This window comes from Pseudomonas aestiva (assembly GCF_039908605.1).
Classification (GTDB): Bacteria; Pseudomonadota; Gammaproteobacteria; order Pseudomonadales; family Pseudomonadaceae; genus Chryseomonas; species Chryseomonas aestiva.
Genome location: NZ_CP150916.1, coordinates 4,705,844 through 4,722,174 on the forward strand (window position 1 = coordinate 4,705,844; position 16,331 = coordinate 4,722,174).

The window sequence follows — 16,331 nt, forward strand, 5'->3', positions numbered from 1 at the left end:
GCGGCGGCAGACTCGCCTCCCTGACCTCTTTCCACCTCGGGCGGACTCGAACATGGATCTCTTCGCGAAAACCCTCGGCCCCCTGGCCCTGACTTCAACGCTGTTCCTGGCCGCCTGCGGCGATTCCCATCCCCAGGCCAGCGCCGCACCGCCCGCGCCCAAGGTGAGCGCCGCCGAGGTGCTGCGCCAGCCGGTGGTGGAATGGGACGAGGTGACCGGCCGCCTGGAAGCGCCCGAGTCCGTGGTGGTGCGTCCCCGTGTCTCCGGCTACGTCGACCGCGTACTCTTCCACGAGGGGGCTCGGGTCAAGCGTGGCGACTTGCTGCTGCAGATCGATCCGCGCCCCTTCCAGGCCGAGGTCAAGCGCCTCGAAGCCGAGTTGCAACAGGCCCGCGCCAGCGCCAGTCGTACCGCCGACGAAGCCGCCCGCGGCGAACGCCTGCGCAGCAGCAACGCCATCTCCGCGGAAATCGTCGAGGCCCGCCGCAGTGCCGCCCAGGAAGCCAAGGCCAGCGTCGCCGCCGCCCAGGCACAACTGGATGCCGCACGCCTGAATCTGGGCTTCACCGAGGTCCGCGCCGCCATCGACGGGCGCGTCGGCCGCGCCGAGGTGACCGCCGGCAACTTGGTCAACGCCGGCGACACCCGTCTCACCACCCTGGTCTCCACCGACAAGGTCTATGCCTATTTCGACGCCGACGAGCGCGTCTTCCTCAAGCAGCAGGCCCTGGCTCGCCAGGGTCAGCGCGGCACGGCCAGCCCGGTCTACATGGCGCTGTCCAACGAGGACGACTTTTCCCATGAAGGCCACATGGACTTCATGGACAACCAGCTCGATCCGCGCACCGGCACCATCCATGGTCGCGCCGTGTTCGATAACGCCGACGGTCGCTTCACCCCGGGGCTCTATGCCCGGCTGCGCCTGGTGGGCAGTGGCACCTACGACGGCACCCTGATCCAGGACGCCGCCGTGGGCACCGACCTGGGCAAGAAATTCGTGCTGGTGGTGGATGGCCAGAGCAAGACGGCCTACCGCACCGTCGACCTGGGTCCGCGCCTGGAAGGCCTGCGCATCGTGCGCAAGGGGCTGGAAGCCGGCGATCGCATCGTGGTCAACGGCCTGCAGCGGGTGCGCCCGGGCATGACCGTCGACGCCCAGTCGGTGCCCATGGCCGATGCCACCACCCTGGCTGCCCTCAAGCGCCAGCGCGACGCGGTCCTCGCCAGCCTGCCGGCGCCTACCCAGCCGCTCAAGGTAGGTAGTCGCTAGACCCTAGGCTCCACCCCGTCCCGTTTCAGACTTTCTCCCGTCCAGGCATCGCGGTATCGCGGTCATGGACCGCTCCTACGATGGCGTCCGTGCCGGTAGGAGCGGCCCATGGCCGGGATGGCTGCGCCTCTGCACGCCTTTCGCTCAAGGACTGCTCCGATGAACTTCTCCCAGTTCTTCATCCGCCGGCCGATCTTCGCCGCCGTGCTCTCGCTGATCATCCTGATCGGCGGGGCCATCTCGCTGTTCCAGTTGCCGATCAGCGAATACCCCGAGGTGGTCCCGCCCACCGTGGTGGTGCGCGCCACCTTCCCCGGCGCCAACCCCAAGGTGATCGGCGAGACCGTCGCCGCGCCCCTGGAGCAGGCCATGAACGGCGTGGAGCACATGCTCTACCTGTCGTCCCAGTCGACCGCCGACGGCAAGCTGACCCTGACCATCACCTTCGCCCTGGGCACCAACCTGGATACCGCCCAGGTGCAGGTGCAGAATCGCGTCACCCGCACCCTGCCCAAGCTGCCGGAAGAGGTGCAGCGCCTCGGCGTGACCGCCGACAAGGCCTCGCCGGACCTGGCGATGGTGGTGCACCTGACCTCGCCGGATCAGCGCTACGACATGCTCTATCTGTCCAACTACGCCCTGATCAACGTCAAGGACGAACTGGCGCGACTGGACGGCGTGGGCGATGTCCAGCTGTTCGGCATGGGCGACTATTCCCTGCGCGTCTGGCTCGATCCGGACAAGGTCGCCTCGCGCGGCCTGACCGCCAGCGACGTGGTCACCGCCATCCGCGAGCAGAATCGCCAGGTCGCCGCCGGTGCCCTCGGCGCGCCGCCGGCCCCCGGCAGCACCAGCTTCCAGCTGGCCATCAACACCCAGGGCCGCCTGGTGGATGAGGAGGAATTCGCCAACATCATCGTGCGCGCCGGCAGCGACGGCCAGATCACCCGGCTGCGCGACATCGCCCGCATCGAACTGGGCTCCAACCAGTACGCCCTGAGATCCCTGCTGAACAACCAGCCGGCGGTGGCCATCCCGATCTTCCAGCGCCCCGGCAGCAATGCCATCGACTTGTCCAACCAGGTGCGCGCCAAGATGGCCGAGCTCAAGCAGGGCTTCCCCCAGGGCATGGACTACGAGATCGTCTACGATCCGACCATCTTCGTGCGCGGCTCCATCGAGGCCGTGGTGCACACCCTGTTCGAAGCCATCATCCTGGTGGTACTGGTGGTGATCCTGTTCCTGCAGACCTGGCGCGCCTCGATCATTCCGCTGGCGGCGGTGCCGGTGTCGCTGATCGGCACCTTCGCGGTGATGCACGCCTTCGGCTTCTCGCTCAATGCGCTGTCGCTGTTCGGCCTGGTGCTGGCCATCGGCATCGTGGTGGACGACGCCATCGTGGTGGTGGAAAACGTCGAACGGAACATCGGCCTCGGCCTCGATCCGGTGGCCGCCACCCGGCGCGCCATGGGCGAGGTGACCGGGCCCATCATCGCCACCGCCCTGGTGCTCTGCGCGGTGTTCGTGCCGACCGCCTTCATCTCCGGTCTCACCGGGCAGTTCTATCGCCAGTTCGCCCTGACCATCGCCATCTCCACGGTGATCTCGGCCTTCAACTCCCTGACCCTGTCGCCGGCCCTGGCCGCGGTACTGCTCAAGGGCCACGACGCGCCCAAGGACCGCTTCTCGCGCCTGCTCGACCGGCTGTTCGGTGGCTGGCTGTTCGCCCCCTTCAACCGCTTCTTCGACAAGGCCAGCCACGGCTATGTCGGCGCCGTGCGCCGGGTGCTGCGCGGTGGCTCCATCGTGCTGGTGCTCTATGTGATCCTCCTGGGCCTGACCGGCCTGGGGCTGGTGAAGACGCCGACCGGCTTCGTGCCGCCCCAGGACAAGCAGTACCTGGTGGCCTTCGCCCAGCTGCCCGACGCCGCCACCCTGGATCGCAGCGAAGAGGTCATCCGCCGCATGTCGGCCATCGCCCTCAAGCACCCCGGCGTGGAAAGCACCGTAGCCTTCCCCGGCCTGTCCATCAACGGCTTCACCAACAGCCCCAACAGCGGCATCGTCTTCGTGACCCTCAAGCCCTTCGAGGAGCGCCGTGATCCCTCGCTGTCGGCTGGCGCCATCGCCGCCCAACTGAACGGCGAATTCGCCGCCATCCAGGAGTCCATCATCGCCATCTTCCCGCCGCCACCGGTGCAGGGGCTGGGCAGCATCGGCGGCTTCCGCCTGCAGGTGGAGGACCGCGGCAACCTGGGCTACGAAGAGCTCTACGCCCAGACCCAGAGCGTGCTGGCCAAGGCGCGGCAGCTGCCGGAACTGGCGCCGGAGTCGCTGTTCACCAGCTACCAGGTCAACGTGCCGCAGATCGATGCCCACATCGATCGCGAGAAGGCCAAGACCCACGGCGTGCCCATCGACGCCATCTTCGACACCCTGCAGGCCTACCTGGGCTCGGTCTACGCCAACGACTTCAACCGCTTCGGCCGTACCTTCCAGGTCAACGTCCAGGCCGACCAGCGCTTCCGCCTGGAGCCCGAGCAGATCGGCCAGCTCAAGGTGCGCAACGACCGCGGCGAGATGGTGCCCCTGTCCACCTTCGTCAAGATCAGCGACACCGCCGGCCCCGATCGGGTGATGCACTACAACGGCTTCCTGACCGCCGAGATCAACGGCGCGCCGGCCCCGGGCTACAGCTCCGGCCAGGCCCAGGCGGCCATCGAGGGGCTGCTCAAGCAGGAGCTGCCCAACGGCATGACCTTCGAATGGACCGAGCTGACCTACCAGCAGATCCTCTCCGGCAATACCGCCCTGCTGGTGTTCCCGCTCTGCGTGCTGCTGGCCTTCCTGGTGCTGGCCGCCCAGTACGAGAGCTGGAGTCTGCCGCTGGCGGTGATCCTGATCGTGCCCATGACCCTGCTCTCGGCCATCACCGGAGTGATCCTGGCCGGCAGCGACAACAACATCTTCACCCAGATCGGCCTGATCGTATTGGTGGGCCTGGCGTGCAAGAACGCCATCCTCATCGTCGAGTTCGCCAAGGACCAGCAGGCCACCGGCAAGGACCGCGTCGCCGCGGTGCTGGAGGCCTGCCGCCTGCGCCTGAGACCCATCCTGATGACCAGCTTCGCCTTCATCATGGGCGTGGTGCCCCTGGTGACCTCGACCGGTGCCGGCGCCGAGATGCGCCATGCCATGGGCGTCGCCGTGTTCTCCGGAATGCTCGGGGTGACCTTCTTCGGCCTGCTACTCACACCGCTGTTCTATGTGCTGGTACGCGCCTTCGTGGAGCGTCGCCAGGCCCGCTCCGCCGTTGCCCAGGAGGCCCAGGCATGAAGGCTTTCGCTCCCCTGCTGCTGGCGCTGGCGGTCTCCGCCTGCGCCGTCGGTCCGCACTACCAGGCGCCCGAGCAGGCGCCCGCGCAACTCCAGGCCAGCCAGCAGCCCGCCGTCTACGACCAGGGCCGCTTCGAGACACTCTGGTGGCGCCAGTTCGAGGACCCGGCCCTCAACGCCCTGGTCGCCAGTAGCCTAGATGGCAACCGCGAATTGCGCGCGGCCTTCGCTCGGCTGCGTGCCGCTCGCGCGCTGCGGGACGACGACGCCAATGATCTCTATCCTACGGTCACTAGCCGCGCCAGCAGCCAGCTCGGCAAGGCCCAGCAACCCGGCTTCACCGAGGAGCGGGTCAACAGCGACCGCTATGACCTGGGTCTGGACATGGCCTGGGAGCTGGATCTGTTCGGTCGCGTGCGCCATACCCTGGAAGCCAGCGACGCCCGCGCCGAAGCTGCAGCCTCCGACCTCGCCGGCCTACAGGTCAGCCTAATCGCCGAACTAGTGGACGCCTATGGCGACCTGCGCGGCGCCCAGCTGCGCGAACGCATTGCCCGCGACAACCTCGGCAACCAGCGCGAAGCGCGCCGTCTGACCGTGACCCTCAGAGATGAAGGCATGGGCAGCGACCTGGACGTGCAGCGCAGCGAAGCGCGCCTGGCCGCCACCGAAGCCAGCCTGCCGGAATTCCAGGCCCAGGCCACCCGCGCGCGCAACCGCATCGCCACGCTGCTCGGCCAGCGCCCGGATGCCCTCAGCGTGGATCTCGCACCCAAGGCCCTGCCGGCCATCGCCAAGCGCCTGCCCATCGGCGATCCCGGCGAGCTGCTGCGCCGCCGGCCGGACGTGGCGGCCGCCGAACGCCGGCTGGCCGCCGCCACCGCCGACGTTGGCGTGGCCACCGCCGACCTCTTCCCGCGGGTCAGTCTCTCGGGCTTTCTCGGCTTTACCGCCGGACGCGGCTCGCAGATCGGCAGCAGTGCCGCCCGCGCCTGGGGCCTTGGCCCGAGCATCAGCTGGGCGGCCTTCGACCTGGGCAGCGTCCGCGCCCGCTTGCGCGGCGCCCGCGCCGGCTCCGAAGAGGCCCTGGCCAACTACGAGCAGCAGGTGCTGACCGCCCTGGAAGAGAGTGCCAACGCCTTTAGCGACTATGGCCGTCGCCAGGAGCGCCTGCAGGCGCTGATCCGCCAGTCGGTGGCCAGCCGCGCCGCCGCCGACCAGGCCGAGATCCGCTACCGCGAGGGGGGTACCGACTTCCTGGTGCTGCTGGACGCCCAGCGCGAACGCCTGGCCGCCGAGGACCAGCAGGCCCAGGGCGAAATCGAGCTCTATCGCGGCATCGTCGCCCTCTACAAGGCCCTGGGTGGCGGCTGGGACGTGCAACCCACCCGTCTCGCCCAGGGCAACGCTTCCCCCGCGCCGGCGCGCTAACCGCCGGCGCTTACCCCCGACACGCGTGTTCTCTTGCTCCTTTGGCGTGTCGGGTTTTTTCTTCCGCTACCCGGTGCGGTGCCTTGGGCACCGCACCGGGTAGCCCTCCTCCGCGCAGATCTGAGCAAAATCCCGTCCCAGAGGTCTCAGTGAGACCCGAATAGCGCCCGTCGGGCGTTTGCGTCCTGTGCTGGACGCTGCCTGGCTGTTTCCTAATATTTTGTAAGGGAGACGGGGCTAGGATTTTGTGGTCTCTCTTTTATTATCACCTTAGGTTATTAAACCTTCTGTTCTTGTACGAAACTCGAACATCGATTTCTCCGCCTTTCGCCATTCTGGCGATCGCCGCGTGGAGGGATCGAATGCCGCTCGAGGTCTGAGGGAGCCCCATCTACCAACCGCCGTGAGGCGCTCAGCTAAAGGATGCAGGCATGGTATTGGCGCTGATCATCGCGTTGCCCTTCCTGGGAACACTGCTGTCGCTGGCGACCGATCGCTTCGGCCGGCGCGCCTGCGCCCTGGGCACCGCCGTGGCCCCGGCCCTGGCCCTGGCCCTGCTGGCGACGCAACTGCCCGCGGTCCTGGATGGCGCCGTGCTGCTGCAGCGGGTCGACTGGTTGCCGGCGCTGGGGCTGAACCTCAGCCTGCGCCTGGACGGCCTGGGGCTGATGTTCGCGTTGATGATCCTGGTCATGGGCCTGCTGGTGATCCTCTATGCCACCTATTACCTGAGCAAGGATGAAAAGGTCGGGCGCTTCTTCGCCTACCTGCTGCTGTTCATGGGCGCCATGCTGGGCGTGGTGCTGGCGGAGAATCTGCTGCTGTTGCTGGTGTTCTGGGAGCTGACCAGCCTGTCGTCCTTCCTCTTGATCGGCTTCTGGAGCCACAGCAAGGAAGCCCGCCAGGGCGCGCGCATGGCGCTGACCGTCACCGGCGGCGGCGGCCTGGCCCTGCTCGCCGGCATCCTCCTGCTCGGCCATATCGTCGGCAGCTTCGAGCTCACCGACGTCCTCGCCGCCGGCCCGCTGATCACCGGCCATGCCCTCTATCCGCTGGCGCTGATCCTGGTGCTGCTCGGCGTCTTCACCAAGTCCGCGCAATTCCCCTTCCATTTCTGGCTGCCCCAGGCCATGGCCGCGCCGACGCCGGTCTCGGCCTACCTGCACTCGGCGACCATGGTCAAGGCCGGAGTCTTCCTGCTGGCGCGGCTCTATCCGGCACTGGCCGATTCGGAATGGTGGTTCTACATCGTCACCCTCACCGGCCTCACCACCCTGGTGGTGGGCGCCATCCTGGCGCTGTTCCAGCACGACCTCAAAGGCCTGCTGGCCTACTCCACCATCAGCCACCTGGGCCTGATCACCCTGCTGTTCGGCCTCGACACCCAGCTGTCCACCGTGGCGGCGGTGTTTCACATCCTCAACCACGCCACCTTCAAGGCCTCGCTGTTCATGGCCGCCGGCATCATCGACCACGAGACCGGCAGCCGCGACATGCGCCGCCTGGCCGGACTCTGGCGCTACATGCCGCACACCGCGGTGCTGGCCATGGTCGCTGCCGCGGCCATGGGCGGGGTGCCGCTGCTCAACGGCTTCCTGAGCAAGGAGATGTTCTTCAACGAGACCCTCAACCACGGCCTGTTCGGCAGCTTCAGCTGGATCGTGCCGGCGGTGGCGGTGCTCTACGGGGTCTTCTCGGTGGCCTATTCGCTGCGCTTCATCCACGACGTCTTCTTCAACGGCGAACCGCGCGACCTGCCCCACTATCCGCCCCACGAGCCGCCGCGCTACATGAAGATCCCGGTGGAGATTCTGGTGCTGCTCTGCCTGCTGGTGGGCGTGGTGCCGGGCTACACCGTGGCGCCGCTGCTGGCCGCCGGGGCCAGCGCCGCCCTCGGCGGCAGCCTGCCCGACTACAGCCTGTCCATCTGGCACGGCTTCAACACCGCCCTGGTGATGAGCCTCGTCGCCATGGTCGGCGGCGTGCTGGTCTATGCCTTCCGCCAGCCGCTGTTCCGCTGGCAGCAGGGCCTGCCCGACATCGATGCCCTCCAGGTCTTCGAGAAGAGCATGAGTCGGCTGACTGGCTTCGCCCAGCGCCTGACCCTCGGCCTGGAAAGCGGCTCGCTGCAGGGCTATATCGCGCTGATGCTGGCTGCCACCCTGGTGCTGCTGGTGGCGGCGCTGTCCGGCCTGGACAGCCTTCACGGCCCGGTGGCCCTGTCGCCCTTCGATCCACTCACCGCCCTGGGCCTGGGCATCCTGATGCTGACCGCGGTGCTGACGGTGTTCTTCCACCGCAATAGACTCAAGGCGCTGATGACCCTGAGCACCGTGGGGCTGATCGTCTCGCTGCTGTTCGCCCGCTATTCGGCGCCCGACCTGGCGCTGACCCAGTTGTCGGTGGAGGTGGTGACCATCATCCTGCTGGTACTGGCGCTGTTCTTCATGCCCGATCGCACCCCCATCGAATCCAGCAGCCTGCGCGGCCTGCGCGACGTCCTGCTGGCCGGCGGCCTGGGGCTGCTGGTAGCGCTGCTGGCCTATGCCGTGCTCACCCGGCCCTATACCGGCATTGGCGACTTCTTCCTGGCCAACTCGGTGTCCGGTGGCGGTGGCTACAACGTGGTCAACGTCATCCTAGTGGACTTTCGCGGCTTCGACACCCTCGGCGAGATCACCGTGCTGGCCATCGCCGCGGCGGGCGTCTATGGCCTGCTCAAGCACCTGCACCTGCCGCATCCGCTGGTCGACCCCAAGGGCACGCCCTGGTCGCGCGACAGCCATCCGATGATCCTCAACAACGTGGCCCGGGTGCTCCTGCCGCTGGCGCTGCTGGTGTCGGCCTTCATCTTCGTGCGTGGCCACAACCTGCCCGGTGGCGGCTTCATCGCCGGCCTGATCACCGCCATCGCCCTGATCCTGCAATACGTGGCCCATGGCGTGACCTGGACCCAGCGGCGCCTGCCGATCAGCTACCACGCCCTCTGCGGCCTCGGGGTGCTGATCGCCGCCCTCACCGGGCTGGGCTCGCTGGCGTTCGGCCGGCCCTTCCTGACCACCGCCTTCGACTACTTCGCCATCCCCCTGATCGGCAAGACCGAACTGGCCACCGCGCTGATCTTCGATCTCGGGGTCTACCTCGCCGTCGTCGGCGCCACCCTCCTGATCCTCTCCAACCTGGGCCACGTCAGCCGGGACGAGAAGGACACGGACGGCTCCAGCCAGGAGGTGCTCTAGCATGGAGATCCTGTTCTGCACGGCCCTCGGGGTGCTCACCGCCAGCGGCGTGTACCTGCTGCTCAGGGCGCGCCTCTATCCGGTGGTGCTCGGCCTCACCCTGCTCTCCTACGCGGTCAACCTCTTCCTGTTCGCCATGGGCCGCTTGCGCACCGGCGTGCCGGCGGTGATCGGCAAGGCCGCCGAGCAGGCCGATCCGGTGCCCCAGGCGCTGGTGCTCACCGCCATCGTCATCGGCTTCGCCATGACCGCCTTCGTGGTCGCCCTGTCGCTGCGTGCCCTGGGCGAATTGCGCACCGACCACGTGGATGGCGAGGAGCCGCGCCGATGAAGCACCTGATCATCCTGCCGATCCTCGTGCCGCTGTTCATGGGCGCCCTCCTGCTCATGCGCCCGCGGCTGTCCGCCCGTACCGCGCGCCGGCTATCGCTGCTCGCCACCGCGACCCTGCTGCCACTGGCGCTGCTGCTCCTGCAGCGGGCCGGCAGCGGCCAACTGGAGGTCTATGCCCTCGGCGACTGGCCGGCGCCCTTCGGCATCGTCCTGCTGCTGGATCGCCTGGCCGCGCTGATGCTGGCTACCGTGGCCGTACTGGCCGCGGGCGCGGCGCTCTACGCCTGCCGCGGCGACGACGCGCGCGGTCCGGATTTCCACGCGCTGTTCCAGTTCCAGTTGCTGGGTATCAACGGCGCCTTCCTCACCGGCGACCTGTTCAATCTCTTCGTCTTCTTCGAGATCCTGCTGATCGCTTCCTATGCCCTGCTGGTGCACGGCGCCGGCCCCGCGCGGGTACGCGCCGGCCTGCACTACGTGGTGCTCAACCTGGTGGGCTCGGCGCTGTTCCTGATCGGCATCGGCCTGCTCTACGGCCTGCTCGGTACCCTGAACCTGGCCGACCTCGGCCTGAGGGTCGCCAGCGCCGACCCCGAGCGCGCGCCCCTGTTGGCCGCCGCGGGCTTCCTGCTGCTGGTGGTATTCGGCCTCAAGGGCGCCATCCTGCCGCTGTACTTCTGGCTGCCCAGCGCCTATTCGGCGGCCAGTGCGCCGGTCGCCGCCCTGTTCGCCATCATGACCAAGGTCGGGCTCTACGCCATCGTCCGCGTCTTCCTGCTGGTGTTCGGCGCGGCCGCCGGGCCCCTGGCCCACTACGTGCTGCCCTGGCTCTGGCCACTGGCGGCGATCACCCTGGCCGCCGGGGTATTCGGTGCCCTGGCCGCCCACCATCTCAAGGCCCTGCTCGGCTACCTGGTGGTCATCTCGGTGGGGATGCTGCTGACCGGCGTGGCCCTGGGCAGCGTCTCCGGCCTGGCCGCCACGCTGTTCTATCTGGTCCACAGCACCTGGATCGCCGGCGCCCTGTTCCTGCTGGCGGATCTCATCGCCCAGCAGCGTGGCGGGCAAGGCGACCTGCTCAAGAGCGGTCCGCCGTTGCGTCACCCACGGTTGCTCGGCGGCCTGTTCTTTCTCGGGGCGATCTCCGTTGCCGGCCTGCCGCCCTTCCCCGGCTTTCTCGGCAAGGTGATGCTTTTGCAGGCCACCGGTACCGCCTGGCCGGCACTGATCATCTGGCCGGTGGTGCTGCTCGGCGGGCTGGGCATGCTCATCGCCCTGTCTCGTGCCGGGACCACGCTGTTCTGGCGCGGCAAGGGCGCGACCCTGGAGGTGCGCCTCGATCCCGTCCAGCTCGCCGCCACCCTCGGCCTGCTGCTGGGCAGCCCGCTGCTGATGGCGCTGGCGTCGCCGCTGCATGGCTATGTCCTAGAGACCGCCCGGCAACTGCTGGACGTCGCACCCTACTTCGACATCGTCCGGGGGGTTGGCCCATGAAGCGCTGGCGCCTGCTGCCACACCCGCTGCTCACCGTCCTGCTGACCCTGACCTGGCTGCTGCTCAACAACAGCCTGAGTCCCGGCCAGCTGCTGCTGGGCCTGCTGCTCGGCTGGGGCATCCCGTTGCTCTGCCAGGACTTCCTGCTGCACGCCCCTCGCTTGCGCCGTCCCCTGCTCCTGCTGCGCTACATGCTGATGGTGCTGTACGACATCATCGTCGCCAATCTGCACGTCGCGCGACTGGTGCTGGGCCGGACCGAGGCGCTCAAGCCGGCGTTCATCGAGGTCCCCATCGACATCGAGGACGAATTCCTGCTCACCCTGCTCGCCTGCGTGGTGTCCCTCACCCCCGGCACCGTTTCGTCCGGCCTCAGCGGCGATCGCAAGACCCTGCTGCTGCACGGTCTCGATGTCGCGGACAAGGACGAGGTGATCCGCCAGGTCAAGACGCGCTATGAAGCCCCGCTCAAGGAGATCTTCGAATGCTCACCTACGTGACCCTGCTGTGTATGGGGATGATGGGCGTAGCCGCCGTGCTCAACGTCTATCGCCTGGTGAAGGGACCGGACATCCCGGATCGGGTGCTGGCGCTGGATACGCTCTATATCAATGTCCTGGCGATCATCATCCTGTTCGGCATCTGGCTGGCCACCGACGTCTTCTTCGAAGCGGCGCTGCTCATCGCCGTGACCGGCTTCGTCGGCACCGTGGCGCTGGGCAAGCACATGCTGCATGGCGAAATCATCGACTGAGAACCTATCCCTGATCAGCTGCGCGTCAGCCAAGCGGCGTTGAAAAGACTTTCGGAATGCTCATTTACCATTCGTAAACTCGGGCGCGAGTCCGATCCGCTTCCTCAAGTCTTTTCGCCTTGCTTGGCTCTAGCTCGCAAGATCATGAACAGCTTCTAGAGAGGAAAATCCATGCCCTTCTGGCTCGAACTCCTGATCTGCGCCCTGCTGCTCATCGGCAGCAGCTTCGCCCTTATCGGCGCCATTGGCCTGTACCGGCTGCCGGACTTCTTCATGCGCCTGCACGGTCCGACCAAGGCCACCACCCTGGGCGTGGGCAGCACCATCGTCGCCTCGATGCTGTTCTTCAGCGTCCAGGGCGAGGGCCTCAGCCTGCACGAACTGCTGATCGCCCTGTTCATCTTCATCACCGCGCCGGTCAGCGCCCACATGCTGGCGCGCGCCGCCATCCAGCAGAAGGTCAGGCAGGTCGAGCGTACCGACGGCCGGCCCTGGCGCTAGGTCTGGCTACGGCCCGCTCATCGCGCCCGGGCGGTCGGGCTACAGGCGGTCCTAGCGACCGCCGCTGACCTTGCTGAAGTCCTGGCGGCCGAAGGGATTGGGCTGGTAGCCCTCGACGCCTTTATTCGCCAGTACCGTCACCGTCGGGTGCGCCAGCGGCAGCCACAGCGCCTGGTCGTGGATGATGCGCTGCGCCTGGTGATACACCGTGGCGCGTGCCATCTGGTCGGACAGGGTCTTGCCCTTGCTGATGGCGCCATCCAGGGTCTTGTCGCAATAACGGGCGAAATTCAGCCCCGACTGTACCGAGGCGCAGGAGAATTGCGGCGTCAGGTAGTTGTCCGGATCACCGTTGTCGCCGGCCCAGCCCATGAACAGCAGGTCGTGCTCGCCGGTCTTGGCGCGGCGGATCAGTTCACCCCACTCGATCACCTGGATCTGCGCATCGACGCCGATCTTCTTCAGGTCGGCTTGCAGCATCTGGGCACCCAGTTGCGGATTGGGATTGAGCAGGCTGCCGCTGGGGCGCGTCCAGATGGTGGTCTTGAAGCCGTCCTTGAGGCCCGCCTGGGCCAGCAGCGTCTTGGCCTTGGCCGGGTCATAGGGGTAGGCCGGCACGTCCTTGGCATAGCCCCAGGTGGTGGGCGGATAGACGTTGTCGGCGGCCACCGCGGTGTCCTGGAACACCGCCTTCAGATAGCTCTGCTTGTCGAACGCCAGGTTGATGGCCTGGCGCACCTTGATGTTGTCCAGCGGCGGATGGCTGGTGTTGATGCCGACGAAGGCGGTCATGAAGGCCGGCGTCTGCAGCACCTGCAGGCTCTTGTCCTCCTGGGCGCTCTGCAGATCCTGGGGCTTGGGCGACAGGGCAATCTGGCACTCGCCGCGCTTGAGTCGCTGCAGGCGCACCGCCGAATCCGGGGTGATGGCATAGATCAGCCCATCCAGCTTGGGCTTGCCGGCAAAGTAGTCCGGATTGGCCGCGTAGCGCACCGCGGCATCCTTCTGGTAGCGCTTGAAGACGAAGGGACCGGTGCCTATGGGTTCGTCATTGAGTTGGGCGGTCTTGCCGGCCTTGAGCAACTGCTCGGCGTATTCGGCGGAATAGATGGAGGCGAAGCCCATGCTCAGGGTCGGCAGGAAGGTGGCGTCCGGGCTGTTGAGCACGATGCGCACGCCAAGGTCACTGGTCTTTTCCACGCTCTTGATCAGCTTGGGCCACTGCATCGACTGGGCATGGGGATAGCCGCTCTTGGCCACCGCGTGCCAGGGGTGATCCTTGTCCAGCATGCGCTGGAAGCTGAACACCACGTCGTCGGCGGTCAGGGTACGGCTGGGGGTGAAGTAGTCGGTGTGGTGAAACTTCACGTCCGGCCGCAGGGCGAAATCATAGGTCAGGCCGTCGCTCGATACCGTCCAGCTCTGCGCCAGGCTCGGCACCAGCTTGGCTTCGCTGGCGTCGTATTCCACCAGGCGATTCATCAGCACGTCGGCCGAGGCATTGGTGGTGGTCAGGGAGTTGTACTGCACCACGTCGAATCCATCCGGACTGGCTTCGGTACAGACGCTGAGCGTGGCGGCCTGCGCCAGCAGGGGCGCGAAGAGCAGAGGCAAGGCGGCGAGACGCATAGAACGATTCCTTGTGGATCCGAAGTGGGCAGACGGCGCCCAGGTGGCTGGCAACGGCTGACGGGCGCCGCGGGCGGTCGTCTGACGGACGTGGATTGAAAATGGCAGTCGCTCTAAACTAGACCACCCGTCCGTCCGTCACAATGCTTCTGACCGACGAACGGTTGGCATTCCGGCCGGGCTCGCATAGCGCCCGGTGCGCGGGCATTTCATCCGTCGCCCTACCTTGTTATGCCAGAGTACTTCTGGTATAAAACAGCGCTCTTTTTTCGGGGTATGGCCGCTTCAGGTCCCCGGCATTTGCCGGCTCTCCCCGTCAAAACAGGAATCAATACAGTTACAAGCGGCCAACCCATGCCGGGTTTGGCATGAGGTTTATGAGGGCTGAGCCATGTCGAGAGTTTGCCAAGTAACCGGTAAGGGTCCGATTACTGGGAACAACGTTTCCCACGCTAACAACAAAACCCGTCGTCGTTTCCTGCCGAATCTGCAGCACCACCGTTTCTGGGTAGAATCCGAGAAGCGCTTCGTGCGTCTGCGCGTTTCTGCCAAGGGCATGCGTATCATCGACAAGCGCGGTATCGAAACCGTACTGTCCGAGCTGCGTAGCCGCGGCGAAAAATTCTAAGGGGATTCGTCATGCGTGAATTGATCCGTTTGATTTCCAGTGCCGGTACCGGCCACTTCTACACCACTGACAAGAACAAGCGCACCAAGCCCGAAAAGATCGAAATCAAGAAATTCGATCCGGTCGTGCGCAAGCATGTCATGTACAAGGAAGGCAAGATCAAGTAATTGATCGCCCCTTGAACAGGAAACCCGCCTCGGCGGGTTTTTTGTTGTCTGGCGTCTGGCCCGGCGGCGGGCGCCGCCGAGGCCCGATCAGCGGCTTACTTGAACTGGCCGGTCAGCTCGCGCAGGGCGGCTTCGGCGCCAAGGATCTTCTGCATGCATTCCCGCGCCTTGGTCGGATCGATGCTCAGGCGCGCATAGAGCTCGTCGGGAATCGGCTGGGCCGGGCCGTTGCCGATGCCCTCGGCACGCAGCAGCTGCACGGCGAGGAAGATCAGGTTGGGATAGACCGCCTGCTCGCCCTGGTAGCCCGGATCGCCCTGGAAGCGCAGCGCCGTCACCACCTCTTCGGGCATCTCCCAGCAGCGCATCAGGGCCGCGCCGATCTGCTCGCGGGTGATGCCCAGCAGGTGGTGCTCGACCACCTGGTGATCGAGCTGGCGGTTGGCCTCCAGATGGCGGCAGATCAGCGAGAAGTGCGGCGGAAAGACGTGGGCCAGCACCAGATAGCCGAAGTTGTGCAGCAGGCCGCCGAGATAGGCCAGGCCCATCTCCGGTCGCTCCGCACGCGGCATGGCGCGCGCCAGGCCCTCGATCAGGGCGGCGGTGTAGATGGCCTGCTTCCAGTAGGGCGTCTCGTTCTGTGCCTGGTCGCTGGGCAGGCTCAGGGTCTTGCCCAGGGCCAGGCCCAGGGCCAGGTTGATCACTAGGTCGAAGCCCAGCACCCGCACGATGGCATCTTCCACCGAGCGGATCTTGCCAGGCGCGGCATAGTAGGGCGAGGCGGCCCAGCTGATCACCTGGGCCGCCAGCGCCGGATCGGTCTCCACCACATTGGCCAGGTCGTCCACCGTGGCGTCGGGGTCGACCCGCAGCTTGATGACCTTTTCCGCGGTCTTGGACAGTGGCGGGATTTCCAGCGTCTCTTCCAGGCGCTGGCGGATGCGTCGCGCGGTGAAGGCGGTGGCGGCATGGAGAATTTCCGCCTCGTCGCGCTCCGGTTGCCGCAGATTGGGCTGGATACCGGCCGCCGGGATGCCGAAGCTGCCGGCGGTGGCCTGATTCAGCAGGCGCCTATAGTCAGATGTTTCAACTTCCAGTAGCAGCGAGCGCTCACCGGATTCCAGCAGCAGCCGGGGCGCATCCAGCAGGCGCTCGTCATACAGGCAGGGGGAATTGGTCAGCGACGGCAGCCCCGGCAGGACATCCAGTTCGTAGCGCTCGAGGGTGCGCATCAGCCGCTCCGGCGCCACCACCGCCAGCTGCCGCCCGGTGAATTCCACCAGCCGGCGCAGATCCAGCAACTGATCCTCGGGCAGCAGCACCAGCAGCATGCCGACGCTGTCGCTCAGGAGCACCGTATGCACCCGATTCGCCTGCGGCTGGCGCGTCGTCGCCGGGGTGGGTCGGTAGGCCAGGTTCAACTGGGCAAGCAACTGCTGGATCGAAGGGGGGACTTCAGGGAGGGGCGAAGCGAGCGCTACATCGGTCATGGCATTTTCTTCCTCACGTACACCCTGGAGTATAACCATTCGGCTCCGCAGGTAGCGTCG

At 66.7% G+C, this 16,331-nt stretch carries 13 protein-coding genes; 11 read left to right on the forward strand and 2 right to left on the reverse strand.

The genetic code is table 11. From position 1 onward, the window contains the following. Positions 1-52: 52 nt before the first annotated feature. The 9 genes from AABM56_RS21840 to AABM56_RS21880 all read left to right on the forward strand — a co-directional run bounded on the left by AABM56_RS21840 (position 53) and on the right by AABM56_RS21880 (position 12,357). Entirely contained in the window at positions 53-1,270 is a 1,218-nt protein-coding gene (locus AABM56_RS21840; RefSeq protein WP_133860010.1) for an efflux RND transporter periplasmic adaptor subunit, read from the forward strand. 159 nt (positions 1,271-1,429) lie between these two features. Beyond that, positions 1,430-4,606 (forward strand): efflux RND transporter permease subunit, encoded by a 3,177-nt coding sequence (locus AABM56_RS21845; RefSeq protein ID WP_263258652.1) that lies wholly within the window; start codon positions 1,430-1,432, stop codon positions 4,604-4,606. Then, entirely contained in the window at positions 4,603-6,036 is a 1,434-nt protein-coding gene (locus AABM56_RS21850) for an efflux transporter outer membrane subunit (RefSeq protein ID WP_133860012.1), read from the forward strand. The genes AABM56_RS21845 and AABM56_RS21850 overlap by 4 nt, the downstream gene beginning before the upstream one ends. A gap of 431 nt (positions 6,037-6,467) precedes the next feature. Further along, positions 6,468-9,275: a monovalent cation/H+ antiporter subunit A gene (locus AABM56_RS21855; protein ID WP_133860013.1), complete on the forward strand. Its 2,808-nt coding sequence runs from the start codon at positions 6,468-6,470 to the stop codon at positions 9,273-9,275. A gap of 1 nt (position 9,276) precedes the next feature. Then, positions 9,277-9,606 (forward strand): Na+/H+ antiporter subunit C, encoded by a 330-nt coding sequence (locus AABM56_RS21860; protein WP_017642337.1) that lies wholly within the window; start codon positions 9,277-9,279, stop codon positions 9,604-9,606. Beyond that, positions 9,603-11,102 carry a monovalent cation/H+ antiporter subunit D gene (locus AABM56_RS21865; protein ID WP_347883705.1) on the forward strand — a complete coding sequence of 500 codons (1,500 nt, stop codon included), beginning with the start codon at positions 9,603-9,605 and terminating at the stop codon, positions 11,100-11,102. Before AABM56_RS21860 ends, AABM56_RS21865 begins: the two co-directional genes overlap by 4 nt. Continuing rightward, positions 11,099-11,602, forward strand: a complete 504-nt coding sequence (locus tag AABM56_RS21870; protein ID WP_133860015.1) for a Na+/H+ antiporter subunit E — start codon at positions 11,099-11,101, stop codon at positions 11,600-11,602. The genes AABM56_RS21865 and AABM56_RS21870 overlap by 4 nt, the downstream gene beginning before the upstream one ends. After that, positions 11,587-11,856, forward strand: a complete 270-nt coding sequence (locus AABM56_RS21875) for a K+/H+ antiporter subunit F (RefSeq protein WP_133860016.1) — start codon at positions 11,587-11,589, stop codon at positions 11,854-11,856. Before AABM56_RS21870 ends, AABM56_RS21875 begins: the two co-directional genes overlap by 16 nt. A 171-nt stretch (positions 11,857-12,027) precedes the next feature. Continuing rightward, positions 12,028-12,357, forward strand: a complete 330-nt coding sequence (locus AABM56_RS21880) for a Na+/H+ antiporter subunit G (RefSeq protein WP_133860017.1) — start codon at positions 12,028-12,030, stop codon at positions 12,355-12,357. A gap of 51 nt (positions 12,358-12,408) precedes the next feature. Here AABM56_RS21880 and AABM56_RS21885 read toward each other — a convergent pair whose 3' ends face one another. Continuing rightward, on the reverse strand, positions 12,409-13,986 hold the full coding sequence (locus AABM56_RS21885; RefSeq protein ID WP_263258649.1) for an ABC transporter substrate-binding protein: 1,578 nt from the start codon (positions 13,984-13,986) through the stop codon (positions 12,409-12,411). Positions 13,987-14,377: 391 nt separating this feature from the next. On the opposite strand from AABM56_RS21885, the gene rpmB reads away from it, so the two are divergent. Both rpmB and rpmG read left to right on the forward strand, forming a co-directional pair. Next, a complete protein-coding gene (gene rpmB, locus AABM56_RS21890) occupies positions 14,378-14,614 on the forward strand; it encodes a 50S ribosomal protein L28 (RefSeq protein WP_007159903.1) in 237 nt (78 codons plus the stop codon). Positions 14,615-14,625: 11 nt separating this feature from the next. Next, entirely contained in the window at positions 14,626-14,781 is a 156-nt protein-coding gene (rpmG, locus tag AABM56_RS21895) for a 50S ribosomal protein L33 (protein ID WP_007159904.1), read from the forward strand. Between the two features lie 95 nt (positions 14,782-14,876). Here rpmG and AABM56_RS21900 read toward each other — a convergent pair whose 3' ends face one another. Then, positions 14,877-16,271 (reverse strand): aminoacyl-tRNA deacylase and HDOD domain-containing protein, encoded by a 1,395-nt coding sequence (locus tag AABM56_RS21900; RefSeq protein WP_133860019.1) that lies wholly within the window; start codon positions 16,269-16,271, stop codon positions 14,877-14,879. Between the last annotated feature and the right edge of the window lie 60 nt (positions 16,272-16,331).